At 59.4% G+C, this 17,541-nt stretch carries 14 protein-coding genes; 13 read left to right on the plus strand and 1 reads right to left on the minus strand.

Annotated elements, in window-relative coordinates; all coding sequences use genetic code 11:
- Positions 1–515 precede the first annotated feature (515 nt).
- The 10 genes from OQZ28_RS04475 to OQZ28_RS04520 all read left to right on the plus strand — a co-directional run bounded on the left by OQZ28_RS04475 (position 516) and on the right by OQZ28_RS04520 (position 11,510).
- The gene (locus OQZ28_RS04475) at positions 516–2,714 is read left to right on the plus strand and encodes a TonB-dependent receptor (RefSeq protein ID WP_458135285.1); all 2,199 of its coding nucleotides are present in this window, start codon (positions 516–518) and stop codon (positions 2,712–2,714) included.
- Positions 2,715–2,771: 57 nt separating this feature from the next.
- The gene (gene gluP, locus OQZ28_RS04480) at positions 2,772–4,079 is read left to right on the plus strand and encodes a glucose/galactose MFS transporter (protein WP_458135286.1); all 1,308 of its coding nucleotides are present in this window, start codon (positions 2,772–2,774) and stop codon (positions 4,077–4,079) included.
- Positions 4,076–5,272 (plus strand): hypothetical protein, encoded by a 1,197-nt coding sequence (locus OQZ28_RS04485; protein WP_458135287.1) that lies wholly within the window; start codon positions 4,076–4,078, stop codon positions 5,270–5,272. The genes gluP and OQZ28_RS04485 overlap by 4 nt, the downstream gene beginning before the upstream one ends.
- A 19-nt stretch (positions 5,273–5,291) precedes the next feature.
- Positions 5,292–6,083, plus strand: coding sequence for a glucosamine-6-phosphate deaminase (gene nagB, locus OQZ28_RS04490; protein ID WP_130731508.1), 792 nt, complete (start codon positions 5,292–5,294; stop codon positions 6,081–6,083).
- Positions 6,084–6,134: 51 nt separating this feature from the next.
- Complete coding sequence (locus OQZ28_RS04495) at positions 6,135–7,088, plus strand: N-acetylglucosamine kinase (RefSeq protein ID WP_458135288.1); 954 nt, start codon at positions 6,135–6,137, stop codon at positions 7,086–7,088.
- A 16-nt stretch (positions 7,089–7,104) separates the two neighbouring features.
- Positions 7,105–8,208, plus strand: coding sequence for an N-acetylglucosamine-6-phosphate deacetylase (gene nagA / locus OQZ28_RS04500; RefSeq protein ID WP_458135289.1), 1,104 nt, complete (start codon positions 7,105–7,107; stop codon positions 8,206–8,208).
- 389 nt (positions 8,209–8,597) lie between these two features.
- Entirely contained in the window at positions 8,598–9,416 is an 819-nt protein-coding gene (locus tag OQZ28_RS04505; RefSeq protein WP_458135424.1) for a mechanosensitive ion channel family protein, read from the plus strand.
- Positions 9,417–9,490: 74 nt separating this feature from the next.
- Entirely contained in the window at positions 9,491–9,682 is a 192-nt protein-coding gene (locus OQZ28_RS04510) for a hypothetical protein (RefSeq protein ID WP_458135290.1), read from the plus strand.
- An 89-nt stretch (positions 9,683–9,771) separates the two neighbouring features.
- On the plus strand, positions 9,772–10,515 hold the full coding sequence (locus tag OQZ28_RS04515) for a DUF72 domain-containing protein (protein ID WP_458135291.1): 744 nt from the start codon (positions 9,772–9,774) through the stop codon (positions 10,513–10,515).
- 242 nt (positions 10,516–10,757) lie between these two features.
- Positions 10,758–11,510: a DUF72 domain-containing protein gene (locus tag OQZ28_RS04520; RefSeq protein ID WP_458135425.1), complete on the plus strand. Its 753-nt coding sequence runs from the start codon at positions 10,758–10,760 to the stop codon at positions 11,508–11,510.
- A gap of 543 nt (positions 11,511–12,053) precedes the next feature.
- On the opposite strand, the gene OQZ28_RS04525 is transcribed toward OQZ28_RS04520, so the two are convergent.
- Complete coding sequence (locus OQZ28_RS04525) at positions 12,054–12,887, minus strand: DeoR/GlpR family DNA-binding transcription regulator (RefSeq protein WP_458135292.1); 834 nt, start codon at positions 12,885–12,887, stop codon at positions 12,054–12,056.
- A gap of 236 nt (positions 12,888–13,123) precedes the next feature.
- Here OQZ28_RS04525 and OQZ28_RS04530 point away from each other — a divergent pair, with 236 nt between their 5' ends.
- Genes OQZ28_RS04530 through OQZ28_RS04540 form a run of 3 tightly spaced genes read left to right on the plus strand, consistent with a single transcriptional unit; the run spans position 13,124 to position 17,421 of the window.
- Complete coding sequence (locus OQZ28_RS04530) at positions 13,124–14,725, plus strand: FGGY-family carbohydrate kinase (RefSeq protein ID WP_458135293.1); 1,602 nt, start codon at positions 13,124–13,126, stop codon at positions 14,723–14,725.
- Positions 14,722–16,428, plus strand: a complete 1,707-nt coding sequence (locus OQZ28_RS04535) for an FAD-dependent oxidoreductase (RefSeq protein ID WP_458135294.1) — start codon at positions 14,722–14,724, stop codon at positions 16,426–16,428. Before OQZ28_RS04530 ends, OQZ28_RS04535 begins: the two co-directional genes overlap by 4 nt.
- 3 nt (positions 16,429–16,431) lie before the next feature.
- Positions 16,432–17,421, plus strand: a complete 990-nt coding sequence (locus tag OQZ28_RS04540) for a hypothetical protein (protein ID WP_458135295.1) — start codon at positions 16,432–16,434, stop codon at positions 17,419–17,421.
- Positions 17,422–17,541: the final 120 nt, after the last annotated feature.

A 17,541-nucleotide genomic window follows, 5' to 3' on the forward strand; every position in this document is an offset into this window, starting at 1 on the left:
TGTTGCCGAATTAACACGCTGCCTGAATGCTGCCATAAGGGGGAATGAATAAGGCCCGTTCATGAAACCCTATGCTTTTCATTGATAAAATCTGCCTGATGACAAGAGATGAGGCGTGGATCAGGGAAGGAGGCGTGATTGTATACTTTGTTTTTATAATAAAACTATCATAGGACAGATTCCGAACTATTGCACGGATACTGCCTGATCTGCATTATACGTTAAGGAAGCAAAACATTTGTTTCGCGGCTTTTACTCCAAATGCAGGGATCATGCTCATGAAGGTTTCGTACCGTAATCTATCCCTCTGTTGTACTATCTGGGCGAGTCTGGTGATCGTTCCCGCGTATGGACAGGTTTCAGCCGCGACGCGTAACGGGTCCGTCAATACTTCATCGGCAAAAGCCCGTGCAAAACCCCCGGCGAATGCTGCACAGACAAAAACAGCGCCTCTGCCCACACCCAAAGTTGAACATATCACCGTAAGCCGGCATCTTCCGCCCACGGCCAATGGCGTGACCAATCTGACACCGGGTGGCGGCCTGATGCCGCCCCAGACCGCGCCACGCTCACAAAGTGGTCTGACGCGTGACTTTATTGCAAAACAGGCGCCTACGGCCAATATCGCCGCCCTCGTGGCGGACCTGCCGGGTGTGAATTTTTCCAGCCAGGACCCGTTTGGCCTGACGGGAAACAACATGACCATGCGCGGCATGACACAGGCCCAGATCGGGTATCTGTTCGAAGGGGCGCCAATGGCTGACCCCATCAATTACCAGCCCTACAGCAGCATGATGGTTGATTCGGAAAACCTGGGATCGGTTACCGTTTCACAGGGATCACCTGACCTTGACGCCCCGCTGTACAATGCGGTGGGTGGCCAGATCACAGCGACCGAGATCAACCCATCGCATAAACAGCGCGGATTTGTGGACCTGGCAGGCGGCACGCATAGTGGCAACAAGGAATTCATCCGTTATGAAACCGGGGATATCGGTAATACAGGTATCCGGGGCTTTGTTTCCTTTTCCCACACCAGCTATAACAACTGGCGCGGACCGGGTGGACTGTTCCGTTACCATGTCGATTCAAAATTTGTAAAGGAATGGGGGGATGGCAACAGCATTTCCGCCGTATTCTCCTTTAACCGGCAGCAGCAGACCTCCTGGAGATCACCGACCCTCAGCCAATGGAACAAATATGGTGACAGCTTCAATTATGCGGGATCATTCACCCAGGGCGACCCGACATATTACGGGCTGCAGATTACGAACATGAATGCCGAGACGGTTATCCTGCCGTCCCATTTTACATTGACCAAAAATCTGAAGCTACATGTCACCCCTTACTTTGAACATCAGTTTGGCCCGTCCAACGCAGGGGAGAGCATTCCCACAGCCGGCGGCTATATGGGCACCCAGCGCTATGGCAGCCTGGTCGGCATACCGACAGGCAACGGATCGGTCCTGACCGAGGGCGTGGATCCGTGGGACCAGAAAAGCGGCTCGCTTAACATGTCCCTCGACTGGACAAGAGGCCATAACAAACTGTCGGTCGGGTATTGGTACAATTATACGTCCCATCAGGAACTTTCCACATTCCGGCAGGTTTACGCCAATGGCTCGTATTCCAACAGCCCCATTATCGATGCCACGAACGGGCGGATCCTGACGGGCTATGACCTGAATTTCAAGCAGCAGGTCAATACGCTTTTCATTGCCGATACCCTGAACCTGCTGCACGACAGGTTGACCCTGAGCGCGGGCTTCCGGGCTGCAATGGTCAGCCGCACGGGCACGAACAACGTGCCGGGGGCCGACCCCTACTACAAGGCAGGCAATTACTTTGAGCCCCTGCCGCAGTTTGCCGCCAGTTTCAAGATCACGCCGCATGACCAGATCTTTGTCAACGGCACGACCGCCTTCCGTGCCCCGGCTTCGGTGGAGGCGTACAGCCAGATCTTTGACCCTAATAATTCACACGCAGTCGAACAGCCCGGGTCGCTCAAGCCTGAATATTCCATTGGCGAGGAAATCGGCTTTCGTCATTCCGGCTTTGTCAACGTGGCGGTGTCCCTGTTCAACCTGAACATGACCAACCACCAGGTAACATCCATGAACTACATTCCGGGCACGACGCAGCTGATTTCCGAACCCATCAATATTGGTGGGCAGACATCACGCGGCATCCAGGCTGAAATCGGCCTGCGGCGCTGGCATCATATCAGCCCGTATTTCTCCGGTCAGTACCTGCATGCAACAATGGATAACAACTACAATGCCGGTGGCGGAAACTACCTGCCAACCGCAGGAAAGATTGCTGTTGAATCGCCCAAATTCACCGGTGCGATTGGCCTGAATTATGATGATGGCCGTTTCTTCGGCAACTTTGCGCTGAGGTATGTTGACTCCCAGTACACGACATTCATGGATGATGAGAAAATTCCCTCCTACATCACCTCGGACATCACGCTGGGCTATCGCATGAAGAAGCTTGGCCCGGCAAAGGCGCCGCAGATACAGTTGAACATCATGAATATTGGCGATAACCATTATCTCTCAGGTGGTTCCAGCTTTACCAGCAACGCCCATCCGGTCAACACCGTTGCGGGTGGCCTGTACAGAAGCAGCACGGGTGGTGCGAGCACGTCGGCACCCATCTATCTGGTCGGGGGCGCATTCGCTGCCATGGTTTCGGTATCGGCAGGGTTCTGATCGGGGCCCTGCGGCCCGGCAGAACGGTTTTACCATTGGTAAAGAGAGGAGGGGCCATTGCCCAGGTTATACCCACAAAGCCCTGCGGGACAGTATGGCTGGCGGCCCATCGTTATCATCGCCTGCCTGTTTTTCATTATCGGTTTTGTGACATGGCTCAATGGTCCCCTTATCACGTTTGTGCAGGTCGCCTTCAACCTGAGTACCGTCAGCGCCTTTCTCGTGCCGATGTGCTTTTATCTGTCCTACCTGTTTTTCCCTCTGCCCGCCACGCTGCTGACCCGCTTGACCGGCCTGAAAGGGGGGCTGGTTGTTGCGCTGGTCGTTCTTTCGGCCGGTGTCGCCATTTTTGGCGAATGTGTCAGCATACGCGTGTATCCCGGTGCGCTGAGCGGGCTGTTTGTCATGGGGGCGGGGCTGTCGTTACTGCAGATCACCATAAACCCATATGTAACGCTGCTGGGACCGACGGAAAAAGCGGCCCAGCGCATTGCCATCATGGGTGTGGCCAACAAGATTGCGGGGATCGCGGCCCCTGTTGTCCTTGCGCTGCTGGTCATGCGTAATCTTGGCGATATTGCAGGCCAGGTCAGGGCCGCACCGGATATGGCGGCACGCAACCATATCCTGGATCAGTTCGCCCATGCCGTGCAGATCCCGTATTTCGTCATGGCGGCCGTGCTGCTGGCCCTGGCAATCGGGCTGGCGCGTTCGTCCCTCCCGCATATCGATATTGCCGGCTCATCCCGCCCCGATGCGCCGGTGGCCAGGACATCGCGCCTGTCCCGGTCATTCCGTCTGGGCTTCGGGGTGCTGTGCATGTTCGTTTATGTCGGCACCGAAGTCATGGCGGGGGACGCCATTGGCGTATATGGCAGCAGCCTTGGCATTCCGCTTGACCAGACCAAGTTCTTCACCTCCCTGACCCTGACGGCGATGATGGGCGGATATGTGCTGGGCATGCTGCTGGTGCCGCGTGTCTTTTCACAGGAGCGCTATCTGGGCCTGTCAGCGGTGGCTGGCGTCATGTTATGCGTGTTGAGCTGGCTGACACATGGCTATGCCTCGGTGCTGTGCGTGGCGCTGTGCGGTTTTGCAAATGCCATGATCTTACCCTCCCTGTTCCCCATTGTTATTTCCGATGTGGAAGATCGGGGCGCGCAGGCGACCGCCCTGCTGGTCATGGCGTTTTCAGGCGGCTCGGTCATTCCGCAGGTCTTTGTCCAGATCGCACCCTTCACAGGCGTGCAGGCAGCCTTCGTGGGGCTGGCGGTTCCGTCCTATCTGTTGATCATTTTCTATAACATCCTCATGCAGCGCCATAATCGGGCGCGTGCTGTTCCGGTCATGATGGTCGAGTCATGAAACCCTATCGCGGGTTGTATATTTATCCGTGGGATATTGCGGACCACGATGATCTGGCCAGCTTCGCGGTGCGCATAGGTGAGATGGGCATCAATACGTTATGCGTTGCGGCAACGTACCATGCCGGGAAATTCCTGCGCCCCCATGGCTCGCGCCAGAAAGTCTTTTTCCCGCAGGATGGCGCCACATATCTTCCCATCCAGCCTTGGGGGGGGAGCATCAGCCCCATCATCGCAACGCAGGGACTGGGCATGGAGGCACTGCAGGTGCTGCACGCGCAGGGCCTGCAGGTCGCGGCATGGACGGTCCTGCTGCACAATACCGCGCTGGGTACGCAGTATCCGCAATTCACCTGCCATAACGCGTTTGGCGATCGCTACCCCTACAGCCTGTGCCCCTCCCACGCAGCCGTGCGGGAATATGGTGTCAACCTGTGCCGGGAAATGGGGGCCAACCCCTATGTCAGCCAGATCATATGCGAAACGCCGGGCTGGCAGCCATTCAGGCATGGCTTTCACCATGAAATGAGTTTTCTTGCGCCCAATATGTGGGCCGATACCCTGATGGGACTATGCTTCTGCGGTGCCTGCATGTTACGGGCGGCGAAAGACCGGGTCAATGTTACGGCAGTGCGGCAGCGTGTGGCGGCATGCCTGTCGCGCTACATGGACCGCCCTGATGATGCCCCGCCCGCCGATGGCGCCGGGCGGCTGATGCAGATGCTTGTCTGTGATGATGACCTGCGCGACTTCCTGCGCTGGCGCTGCCGGCAGGTTACGTCCTTTGTGGCGCAGATACGCGCGGCGGTCCGTGAGCAGGTAGGAGTGTATGTCATCCCGTCCGTGATGGAAAATCCGGTTCTGTCATGGGTCGAAGGCAGCGACCTCAATGCCCTGTCGCAGGCCTGCGATGGGCTGGAAGTCTGCCTGTATGGCGGCGATACGCGCGCAGCCGTGTCCCGGCTGGCGGATATTCGCGACATTACTGGCAATCAAGGCAGGGTCCGCACCGTTGTGCGACCTGCCTCAGGTGATTTCGATAACGGAGCGGCCTTTGTAGCCCATGCCCGGACCCTGGCGCGCTGCGGCGTGGACGGGTTCGGTTTTTATAATTTTGGTCATTTGCGCAGGGAAAACCTGCACTGGATCGATCAGGCGGCGCACGCCGTGCAGGCGCAGGTATTGCCGCTGTGAATACTGGATGGAGACTATCATGAAAATTGTCATTTGCCCCGATCGTGAACAGGCGACATTGCTGACGGCCCGGGTCATGGAAGATGCCATTCGCCAGCAGCCAGATATCACACTCGGCCTTGCCACCGGCCGCACGATGGAAAGGGTCTATGCTGCCCTCGTGCAGGCACATCGCGACAGGGGGCTGGATTTTTCACATTGCCGGACATTCAATCTGGATGAATATGTCGGCATATCCGCCTCATCCGCGCAGTCTTACCGCACCTATATGAATACGCACCTGTTTTCACGGGTGAACATCGCGCTATCCGCCACGCATGTGCCCGATGGCATGGCAACGGACCTGGCGGCACGGTGCATCGACTATGAAAAGGCCCTGCACGCCTGCGGTGGCGTGGGGCTCCAGCTGCTGGGAGTGGGGGAAAACGGCCATATCGGCTTTAACGAACCGTTTTCCGCGTTCACGTCACGCACCCGTGTCGTAACGCTGGACCCCGCCACACGCGAACAGAACCGGGGCATGTTCGATGATAACCTCGATCATGTGCCCTATCATGCCGTGACAATGGGGGTGGGCACCATTCTTGATGCCAGGCGCATCGTGGTCCTTGCAACCGGAGCGGCCAAGGCCAGTGTCCTGGCCAATATGATCGAAGGCCCGCTTACCGCCAGCATCAGTGCAACAGCCCTGCAGATGCATGCCAGCTGCCTGGTCATCATTGATGAAGCCGCGGCCGCTTCACTCTCCCGGCGGCCTTTTATCAACCATCTGATGCAACACGATGCCGAACTGCAGGGCCTTCTGTCCTGAATGGGGCGCGCTCTGCATGATGGGCTATTTTTTTCAGGATGATGACGATTGATGGATGACGCAGTTCTGGCTGTTGACGGTGGGGGCACGCGCACGCGCGCCGTTATTGTCGGGTCTGACGGGCATGTGCTCGAACATCGCCTTTCCGGTGGCAGCAACGCCTATGACAAGGCCGACTGGGCGGAGACCCTGACGGGCCTGCTGCAGGGGCTGGACAGATACCGCCTGCTCGCGGCAACCATAGGCCTTGCGGGTTATTGTGCCGAGCGCCCCTCATCGCACATGCAGGAAAAGGTCATCCTTGACGCCCTCGGGCCGGATGTGCGCATCGGCATGTGTTCAGACGTGGAAATTGCCTGTGTCGGCGCCTTTCTGGGTGGGCCGGGCATCCTTGCGCTTGCGGGCACGGGGTCGGTCATATGGGCGGATGATCACCGCCATGCGCCGTTACGGATCGGCGGGTGGGGATACATGCTCGGTGATGAAGGCAGTGGCTACTGGATTGGCTGCATGGCCATGCGCAGGGTCGTGCGGTATATTGATACGCGCCATGCGCCTGATGCCGATTTCGCCACGCGGCTGCTGCAGGCGCTGGACCTGCCCGCCAACCCGGACCGGGCGGGCGAGGCGTTGCTGGAATGGCAGAGGGTGCAGCCCCACCCACGCTCCGCCATTGCCGCCCTGGCCCATGTGCTGGACCGGCTGGCCAATGAGGGCAGTGCCGATGCCCGCTCCATTCTTGTCGAGGCGGCGCAATGCCTGGCCACGCAAGTCCGGGTGGCACGCGACCGCCTGCAGGTGGCCCTGCCGTGGAGTTATGGGGGGAGCGTATTCCGCAGCCGGGTTGTCATGGAGCAGATGACGCAGCTTCTTGGTGAACAGCCGCATATTCCACAACTGCCACCCATTGGCGGCGGGGTCATACGGGCTGCCGCGCGTGCGGGCTGGCACATGGATGCGGCATGGCTGGAACGGCTGGACGCCGATCTGGCGCACAAATACTGAAAGCGGAAAAAAGACCATGAACATCAGTGGACAGCTGGTCTGTGCCGATCAGATCCTGCCCGGCACGATGTCCTTTGACACGTTGATCGGGGATATATCGGCGCGGCCTGACGCCCCGCAGCGCTATATCCTGCCCGGTTTTATCGACGGGCATGTCCATGGAGGCGACGGGGCGGATACCATGGACGGGGCCGATGCGATCCGCCGCATGTCCCGCTTCCATCTCTCCCACGGCACCACGACCATCCTGCCCACCACCATCACGCGGCCCTGGTCCGATGTGATGGATGCCTTGCGGGCCGTGGCGGAAGTGCGGCATACGGGCAACCCCAACGGCCCGTGCATCCATGGGGCGCATCTGGAAGGGCCCTTTGTCAGCCCGCATCGTCTTGGCGCGCAGCCGCCTTTTGCAATCGCGCCGGACCCGGAGCATGTCACACAGGCCCTGTCGCTCGATATCGTGCGTGTCGTAACGCTCGCCCCTGAACTGGCGCATGCGGGTACCGCCATCGATGCCTTTGCCAGGGCCGGGGTCCGGGTCAGCCTGGGGCATAGCGTGACGGATTATGAGGGCGCGCGGCAGGCCATCTGCCGCATCTGCACCGCAGGCGGGGTAACGGGTGCCACGCATCTGTTCAATGCGATGAACCCCATAGAAGGCCGCCGCCCCGGGCCGGTGACCGCCCTGATGTGTAGTGACGCCACCTATGCCGAAATGATTTACGACACGCATCATGTCCATCCCGCCTCCTTCCATCTGGCACGGCGGATGATGGGCTCGAGGCTGCTGTTCGTAACCGACGCCATGCGGGGAACCGGCATGGGTGAGGGCGAGAGCCAGCTCGGTGGCCAGAGGGTCCATATCGCCAACGGTACGGCCCGGCTGGAGGATGGCACGCTGGCGGGCAGTATCCTCACGCTTGATGTCGCGCTGCGCAACGCGGTGCAGGCAGGCATATCATTGCCCGAAGCCGCCCGTCTGGTCAGCGGGAATGCAGCACGCTACCTTGGCCTGCCAGACCGGGGGGAACTCACGGTCGGGCGACGGGCCGATTTTGTCGTTCTGGACCCGAACCTGCATGTCGAGGAAGTCTGGGTTGCGGGGCAGCGCCTGCATTGATCTGGCTACAGGCACGCCTGCCCGGCTGAAATGACCATAAGTAGGGCGACAGAAGCGTTTGTGCCGTAATACGGACCCGATGAGGGCACGGCATGCAGCCAATGGCCGCGGGTGGACGGCGCCCCCTGCGCCATGATTGCGTCAGCGCTCCCCACATTGCCAACCTGCCATTGCTGATGTCGAACCGGAAGCACTTTCCATTTGAGATGAACCTTTCCCCAATGCCATTCATTTAAATGGCGGGAGGGGCGGGATGGCCTTGTGCAGGAGGAAAGGGTCGCCCCGGTAATTATGGTGCGGGACCATGGTGGTGACGACCAGGTACAAAACATTGACAGAAGTAAGCGGGTGCATGCTGCTGCCAGGCACCCGTAAAGGATAGGCCAAGGATAGTCATGGAAAAGCAGATTCATTCAATTTTGGAGCAGATGGACGGATTGCTTCCGCTCGTGCTGGGATATGCAAGTCAGTTTCTGCTGGCGCTGATCGTTCTTTTTGTGGGCTGGAAGCTTGTCAACGCCATAACCCGCGCCATGGGCCGGATGATGGAGGCCAGCCATATCGAGCCGACACTGCGCGGCTTCCTGCTCAGCGTGGTCGGGCTGTTTCTCAAGGCCCTGCTGCTGATCAGCGTGGCCTCCATGGTCGGCATTGCAACAACATCGTTCGTGGCCGTTCTGGGCGCTGCGGGTCTGGCGGTTGGCATGGCATTGCAGGGCAGCCTCGCCAACTTTGCCGGCGGCGTGCTGATCCTGCTGTTCCGCCCGTTCAAGGTAGGGGATTCAATTACGGCAGGCGGCAGTTCAGGAACGGTTACATCAATTGAAATGTTTCGCACCGTGCTGCTTGATGCCAATAACGAGATTATTTACGTGCCCAACGGCACATTATCAAACAATATCGTGATCAACAGTTCAGAGTCAGACCGGCTTGCTGGCGCGGTCAGCCTGCTGATTGATTACAATGATGATCTGGACAAGGCGCGCGCGTTGCTGCTCGGCCTTACGGAAAATGACACGCAGGTGCTCAAGGCCCCCGCACCTTCTGTTTCCTTCCTGCCTAAGCCTGCCAACATTCAGGTCACGCTGGGGTTCTGGTGCGCGCCGGGTGACGTGTCGGGACTGGTTGCGAAATATTCCGAATCCTCGATCAAGGTGCTCCAGAAGGAAGGGTACCGCCTTGGTGTCACGGCGCGTAATGCCGCATGATTGAGAATGGACCTGTAACGGGTCTGTGCCGGTCTGACACGGCACTTCTGGCACGAGATCGTGGCACGGTAAGATTGCGCGCGCAGGTCCTGATCTACCCGATGCTGGACCTGTTTCGCGATGAAGATGTGGCCTTTGCCCATCGCCTGTGGCAAGTGCCCGTCCCGACTGATCTTATGGTCTGTGCAAATGCGGTGCACGGCTTCGGCCTGTTGCCTTCCTGCCTTACCAGGCGTGTTCGCCATGACGTGCGTCGCCTGCTGTGACACGCATGTTACTGTCAGGTTGGTCAATTTTTTCAGTTCCAACCGGGTTATGTTAGCCCGTTATGGTTTTTATGGGGGAGGGAAGGGGCATGTCCATGCGTGTCGGCATTGCGGGCTGGTCGACTTTTTCCACGATGGCCAAAGTGTTGCAGTTACCCGTTACCGGCACGCAACTTGAACGGTATGCCGCTTATTTTTCAACAGTCGAGATCAACTCCAGCTTCTATCGCCCTCATCGGCGCACGACTTATACGCGCTGGGCTGCAAGCGTGCCGCCTGCGTTCCGCTTCTCCGTAAAACTTCCCCGGACCATCACGCATGAACACCGTCTGGTCGACTGTCAGGCGCTGATCGACCGTTTTGTCGAGGAAACGGATGGCCTTGGCGAAAAACGCGGCCCTGTCCTGGTTCAGTTTCCCCCCAGTTTCGCTTATCCGGGTGATATTGCCGTGCGTTTCTTCCATGAACTGCGGACGAGGCTGGCCGGGGCTATCGTTGTCGAACCCAGACATGCAAGCTGGTTCCAGCCAGCAATAGACCAGATGCTGGCAGGACTGCAGATATCACGCGTTGCAGCGGACCCGGCCCGCCCGGCTCCTGCGGCACAACCGGGCGGCTGGGGCGGGCTTGCCTATTTCCGGCTGCATGGCACGCCGCAAATCTATAAGTCACGTTATACGCACGAAACCATTGAGGCGCATGCAAAAGTCGTTGCAGCCCTTGCCGCATGCGGCGCCGAGGTCTGGACGATCTATGACAACACCACGTATGGGGCTGCCGTGCAGAACGGGTTCGAACTTATGGAAGCCTGTTCTGGCAATATTGGAAAATAATACGTTTTCCTTTTTTCATGACATGTCAGGATATGATTCAAGGTTTTTGTGAATAATTCCTGATGGTTCCGGTGTCCGCCAGGAGAATGCCCCGAAGATGGTCGCATGATGGCGTTGGCGCCGCCGCAATATATCTGTCCGGTTCATAACGTCGGCCATGTGCGGATATGCCTCAGGTGGTGCCGCAAACCGTATTATGATAACCCATGGTTGCTTTTGCCAGAAAGGAAAATGATAAAACCATGTCCACTCGTGTCGGTATTGCGGGCTGGTCGACCTTTTCTTCCATGGCCAGATTTTTGCGGTTACCCGTTACCGGTACACCACTTGCACGTTATGCCACCTATTTTCCAGCTGTTGAGGTCGGTAACAGTTTTCATCGGCCCATTCGGCGTTCGATTTACGCACACTGGGCTGCAAATGCGCCGCCTGCATTCCGCTTCTCGGTAAAACTGCCTCAAACCATTACGCATGAACTCCGTCTGGTCGGCTGCCAGGCGTTGCTCGACCGCTTTGCCAGGGAAACGGATGGCCTTGGCGAAAAATGCGGCCCTGTTCTGGTTGAGTTTCCCCCCGATTTTGCCTATCCGGGCGAGAGTGCCGTGCGTTTTTTCCAGGATTTGCGCGCCAGGTTTGCCGGGGCCATTGTTGTGGAGCCCAGACATGAAAGCTGGTTCCAGCCAGCGGTAGACCAGATGCTGGCAGAACTGCAGATATCACGCCTTGCAGAGGATCCTGCTCACCTGCTTGCTGCGGTGCAACCGGGTGGCTGGAGTGGATTTGCCTATTTCCGCCTGCTTGGCTCTCCGGATATCTATAAGTCACGTTATACGCAGGAAAATATTGAAGCCCATGCAAAAGTCGTTGCAGCCCTTGCCGCACGCGGCACCGAGGTATGGACGATCTATGGCAACACCACATATGGGGCAGCCGTGCAGAACGGTCTTGAACTGATGGAAGCTGTGCGGGCGTTATCGGGAAATAATGCGGTTTAAGTTTCGGGACGGACTTCAGGGCCTGCCGGGATCAGTCCTGAATTTTCTGGTGGCTGGCTATGGTATTATCACCCCTTATGGATTTGTAAGCGCTTCTTTGTGGCGCCGTGCCGGGGTGGTCTGAAAAATGTGTGCCTCATCGCTGCCTGTCGCAGCAGGCGCGATGATCATGGCGTTCCGTCGCCACCGGCTGCGGGTTCTGAACGACTGCCAGCACGCCGTACGGTATGGGGCCGGTCTGCGGGGCTGGTTCCATTGATGAAACTCTTCATGCCGCCCAGCATGCCAGATGCATTGGGGCTGCTGCCCTGTCACATCCCCCAGCCTATGTTGTCTGTCATCGCGTGTCTGTCGCGCACAAATGTCGTGAAGATCCCTGCAACGGCATGGCGTGCACAGACGGGCGGCCAGCCGATGCCGTTTTCCACCTCAAAACCGTACTAGAACAATGCCACTGAACTCTGGCTCAGTGGAATTGCTCCAACTCATTGTGTATCGAGCCTCTTCACCAGTTCGAATGTGTCCATTCAAACTGGACCTGCTCTAGGGCGTGTTGTCGGGCTGGCAGATTTCCAGTGAAATGCCGGCAGTCTTCAGTTTCTCATGTATGGCGGGCCTGATCTGGGCATCCGTCAGCACATGATCGAAAGTATCCAGGCCCGCCAGTCGGTAAAGGCCACCCTTGTGGAATTTTGAACTGTCCACCAGCAGAACCGTCTGGTCACAGATTTCCATGAGGATGCGCTTGATCTTAATGATGTCCGGGTTGTTCTGGAAAGCCGTGCCATCGTGGATGACGGATGTGGACAGGAACATTGTATTGGCATGCAGGTCCTGCGCCGCCTGCTCGCATATCAGACCGAAAAAGGCGTTGCGGGGGCGGTTGTAATCGCCCCCCAGGCAGATCAGGCGCAGGTCAGGGTAGGGGGCCAGTGCCTGGATCACGCCCATGGCGTTTGTAATGATGGTCAGCGGTGCGAGCGCGGGCAGCAGGGGCAGCATCCCGGCCACGGTGGTTGAATCATCCAGCACCAGAACCTGTTCCGGCCGGATCAGCGATATGGCGCGGGCAATGATGGCCTGCTTGCCTTCTCTCGCAAGGGTCGTGCGGTAGCTTACGGTCTTCTTCGTGGCGGTGCGGTTGCGCAGGGCGATGCCACCATGCAGCTTTTCCACCAGCCCCTGTTCTGCCAGCGCGTTGGCATCACGGTGGATGGTCATGCGGCTGACGCCAAAATGCGCGGCCAGCGCATCAATGGTGGCGTTACCCGTTTCAAGCAGCAGGTCAAGGATCCTTTGCTGGCGCGCCGTGTTGTCGCCCCGTCGGGCAGATCGGGTGGAAGTCGGGGAACGTAACAGGCCCGTGTTATCGGTCATACTGGAAATCGATCTTCATCCGCAGGGTCAACAGGAAGGCGCGTAGCGTAGGGGATACCTGTTACGGTGTCACATTCAATATGGCTATCGCAATGGCTTTCCAGCTTTTTTACAGGCAATCCGATCGGGTTCCCGGCATCCGGGATCACATTAATATGTGTTATATATAACACTATATTTGTTATGTATAACACGGTGAATCCGTCATCATGCTGCTGGATACAAGGAGGTCGAGGATGCGCCGGAACTTCATCATCGGAATAGACTGCGGCTCAACCACCACCAAGGCGGTCATTTTTTCCCCCACGGGTGCAATCGTGGGCACGGGGCGCAGTCGCGTAGCCCAGCACATGGACCGTCCGCACCATGTCGAACGCGACATGGGCGAGGTATGGCAGGGCGTGGCCGCCACCATCCGCATGGCGCTCGATGATGCGGGGCTGGACGGCCAGGCCATTGCCGCAGTGGGTGTCACGGCGCATGGCGACGGGCTGTTCCTGCTGGACCGCACGGGCAACCCGCTGGGGCGCGGGATCATGTCGCTCGACAGCCGTGCGACGGACCTGCACGACACCTGGCAGCAACGCGGGGTGCTGGACCAGCTCGTGCCGCTGGCGGGGCAGCGGCCCTATGCCTATTCCGCCAATACCCTGCTGGCATGGATACGGGCGCATGAGCCGGAACGCTATCATGCGATCGGGTCCATCCTGTTCGCCAAGGACTGGATCCGGTTGTGCCTGACGGGGGAGATCGCAACAGACATAACCGAGGCCAGCACGGCCTTTACCGATCTTCATACGCAGCAGTACAGCACCGCCATTCTGGATATCCTCGGGCTGGAGGCCATGCGTGGCTGCCTGCCGCCCATGCTGGATTCCTGCGCGCGGGCCGGAACGGTCACGGCCAGCGCCGCTGCGGCAACGGGCCTGCTTGCGGGCACGCCGGTTTCAGCCGGGTTGCATGATGTAACAGCCGCCGCCGTGGGGATGGGCCATGCACGGCCTGGCGATATGTCGCTTACCGCCGGCACGTTTTCCATCAACGAGGTCTTTCGTGACAGGCCCGTCACCGGGGAGGGCTGGGCCTGCCGTGCCGGTTACCGTCGGGGTTTGTGGAACTGCATGGCCATCTCGCCTGCGTCATCCAGCAACCTCGAATGGATGGCGCGCCTGCTTTTGCCCGGAAACACGGATGCCACGACGATATTGATGCAGGCGGTGGAAGACCGCCTGACCACCGCCCGTCACGCGCGCACGGTTCCGCTTTTCCATCCCTTCCTGTTCGGCTCCCCTTATGCTGCGCCTGCAAGCGCGTCATTTTTCGGCGTGCAGTCATGGCATGACCGGACCGATCTGTTGCAGGCGATGGTGGAAGGCATGGTGTTCAACCACCGCATGCATGTCAGCGCCCTGTGCCAGACGGGTAGCGTTACGCGCGTGGGCATATCGGGTGGCGGCAGCGGCCAGCCCGCCATCGCGCAACTCTTTGCCGATGTGCTGGACATGCCGGTCGATGTCTCCTCCGTGCGGGAGGCGGGCGCGCTGGGCGCAGCCCTGACCGGGGCGGTGGCGGTTGGCATGCAGCCGGATCTGGAACACGCCGTGGCGGGGCTGGATGTGGCGCTACGGACCTATGACCCGCAACCGGCGCAGGTGGCGGCGTATGACGGCATCTATCACCGTTACGTGGCGCTGGCGCAGGCCATGCGCCCGTTCTGGCGCGCACTTTATGACACGTCACCCCCGACACCCTCACAACCGGAGCCTGTATCGGGCACCCATCCCGCCATGCATCTGCAGGCCCATCATGCGACAGCGATGGGAGGGATTCCGTCATGAATGCCGCCCTGCCTCCCGTGGAGACGTATGATGTCATCATCATTGGCGCCGGGATCAATGGCGCGGGGCTGATGCGTGAACTGGCCGTGCAGGGCGTGCGGGTGCTGCTGGTGGAGCGGGGGGATATCTGCAGTGGCACCTCCAGCGCGCCGTCGCGCCTGATCCATGGCGGGATCAAATACCTTGAAACGGGGGAGTTCCGCCTTGTCGCGCAGTCCACGCTGGAACGTAACCTGCTGCTGCGCAATGCGCCGCATGTTGTCCATCCCTTGCCCACCACCGTGCCTGTCCGCTCATGGCTGGGCGGCATCGTGGCGTCCGTGCGGCGTTTTTTGCGCCTGGGCGGAAAAATGACGGACCGGGGTGCCCTTGTGCTGGAACTGGGCCTGCAGATCTATGACTTCCTTGGCCGCCATGCCCGCGTCATGCCCCGGCACCGCCTGTTTTCAGGCAGGCAGACCCGGGCGCGCTGGCCGCATATGAGCAGTGCCGTCATGGCCTGCGCGCAGTATTATGACGCGGCGATCAGCCAGCCCGAACGGCTGGGCTATGAATGCGTGCACGACGCATTACGTGCGCAGGAAGGCTGCCGTGTCGCGACCTATACCCATGTTGCAGCTTTTCAAGATGGCATCGTAACGCTGCATGACCGGCCACGCGGGCAGTCATGGCGGGCGCGTGCGCCGGTCGTGGTCAATGCAGGCGGTGCGTGGATCGACCAGATCAATGCGGCTCTCGGCGTGCCCACCCGTTATATCGGCGGCACCAAAGGGTCGCACCTGCTGCTGCGCCATGATGGGCTGTTGCGCGAACTGGACGGGAACATGGTGTATTTCGGCACGCCGGACGGGCGTATCTGCCTGGCCTATCCATTTCTGGGCCATGTACTGGTGGGTTCGACCGATATTCCTGTCACCAGCCCCGATGAGGCCATCTGCACCGATGCGGAACAGGCCTACATGCTGGATATGCTGGGCGCACTGTTTCCCGGTTTCCGGTTTGCCGGGTCCGACGTGATCTACCGCTACAGTGGCGTGCGCCCCCTGCCAGCGAGCAACGCGTCCGACCCCGGCGCGATCAGCCGTGACCATATCGTGCATGAGGACCGGCTGGGCCCGGTTGCGCTGTTTTCGCTGGTAGGGGGAAAATGGACAACATTCCGTGGCCTGGCGGAAGAGGTGGCCGACACCATCCTGCCCCGTCTGGGCCGGGTGCGGCAGGTTTCCACCCGGTCGCTGCCAATCGGGGGCGGGCGCGGTTATCCCCGCCGTGCGAACCTTGACGCCCATATCGACCGTTTTGCCGCAGCCAGTGCCATTCCGCGTGAACGCGCTCGCATGCTGTTTGGCCGTTACGGCACGCTGGCAATGGACATTGCGCAGTTTTGCGCTCTTGCGCCCGATGCGCCGCTGCGCAGCCTGCCATCCTATACGAGCCGGGAAATCATGTTCATCGCCCGCCATGAACAGGTGCGGCATGTGGCCGATATTCTCTATCGCCGCACCACCATTGCCCTGTCCGGCGCGTTGACGCCCGACGTCACGCGCGAAGTGGCAGGCATTGCGGGTGAAACCCTTGGGTGGGATGCCGACACGATCCGGCATCAGGCCCGTGAAGCCTGGCAGGAAGCGGAAACGCGACACCATCTCGCTGCCCGCATACCTGCCGCAAACCCCATGCAGCCCGAACCGATCGGAGCCTGAACAATGAACCGTTATGAAACCAAGATTGCCCGCATGATCGCAGGTACCGACACGCGCGCCGACTTTATCCTGGCCGACGCCAAGGATGCCGATATGGCGGCAGGCATCAGCGCCATGGGGCGTAACCGCACCATGGGCGGCCTATCGGCCTATCGCTGCCGGGAGGACTACCTGGATGATATCCGGGCGATGCTGGAACTGGATGTTGTCGATATCATGCTGGTCTCGGCCTCCACCCTGGAAACGCTGGTGCATGAAGGGGCTTTTAACGACAGCCGCGTGCAGCCTGCCATCCGTGCCAATGATACAACCGACCTGTGGCGCGGGCGCGGCAGCCCTTACACCACCCAGCGTTCCGTGCCCTTTCGCAGCGCATCGCTGGCCGGTGCGCAGACCCGCCTTGGCCTGTATTCCATGACCTTCAATGGCAATGCGGAACATGATGCCCATGCGCTGGAATGTTTCCGCAGCTTTCGCGAGGATGCGCAGGCGCATGGTTTTTCCTATTTTCTTGAAGTCTTCAACCCGAACGAAGGGCGGATTGCGCAACCGGACTGGGGTTTCTTCCTTAATGACATGATCATCCGCGCCCTTGCGGGCCTGCTTCAGGCGGAGCGGCCCCAGTTCCTGAAAATTCCCTTCAATGGTACTGCAGCCCTGACCGAACTCTGCGCCTTTGATCCCCGCATGGTGGTGGGAATCATGGGCGGTGGCAGTGGCACGACGCGTGACTGCCTTGAACTGCTGCATCAGGCCCAGGCCTGCGGGGCGCGCGCGGCCCTGTTCGGGCGCAAGATTGTCGATGCCGATGACCCGCTGCTGCTGGTGCAGGCCATGCGGCACGTGACGGATGGCGATCTGCTGCCGGAAGAAGCAACCTGTTTCTATCACGATGCCCTGGCCCGCAGGGGGCGGCGCGCCGGACGCCCGCTGGGCGCTGACCGCTGCATTACCGAAAACATGCTGCTGGAGGCCTCGGCAGGCATGGGCTGAGCGCCCCTGCACCTTAATACTTTATGTTCCTGAATTTTATTTTGGAACGGCAGGGTATTATTTCATTTATTTCTGAAGATCATGAGAATGTGAACATTCTCATGTCAGGCGCGGCGCAAC

The organism is Komagataeibacter sp. NFXK3 (assembly GCF_054182245.1).

Excerpts from the sequence above, each read along its gene's own strand:
- OQZ28_RS04485 (WP_458135287.1), top strand. The coding sequence starts at position 4,076 with ATGAAACCCTATCGCGGGTTGTATATTTATCCGTGGGATATTGCGGAC.
- nagB (WP_130731508.1), top strand. The coding sequence starts at position 5,292 with ATGAAAATTGTCATTTGCCCCGATCGTGAACAGGCGACATTGCTGACG.
- OQZ28_RS04495 (WP_458135288.1), top strand. The coding sequence starts at position 6,135 with ATGGATGACGCAGTTCTGGCTGTTGACGGTGGGGGCACGCGCACGCGC.
- nagA (WP_458135289.1), top strand. The coding sequence starts at position 7,105 with ATGAACATCAGTGGACAGCTGGTCTGTGCCGATCAGATCCTGCCCGGC.
- OQZ28_RS04515 (WP_458135291.1), top strand. The coding sequence starts at position 9,772 with ATGTCCATGCGTGTCGGCATTGCGGGCTGGTCGACTTTTTCCACGATG.
- OQZ28_RS04520 (WP_458135425.1), top strand. The coding sequence starts at position 10,758 with ATGTCCACTCGTGTCGGTATTGCGGGCTGGTCGACCTTTTCTTCCATG.
- OQZ28_RS04525 (WP_458135292.1), bottom strand. The coding sequence starts at position 12,887 with ATGACCGATAACACGGGCCTGTTACGTTCCCCGACTTCCACCCGATCT.
- OQZ28_RS04530 (WP_458135293.1), top strand. The coding sequence starts at position 13,124 with ATGCGCCGGAACTTCATCATCGGAATAGACTGCGGCTCAACCACCACC.
- OQZ28_RS04535 (WP_458135294.1), top strand. The coding sequence starts at position 14,722 with ATGAATGCCGCCCTGCCTCCCGTGGAGACGTATGATGTCATCATCATT.
- OQZ28_RS04540 (WP_458135295.1), top strand. The coding sequence starts at position 16,432 with ATGAACCGTTATGAAACCAAGATTGCCCGCATGATCGCAGGTACCGAC.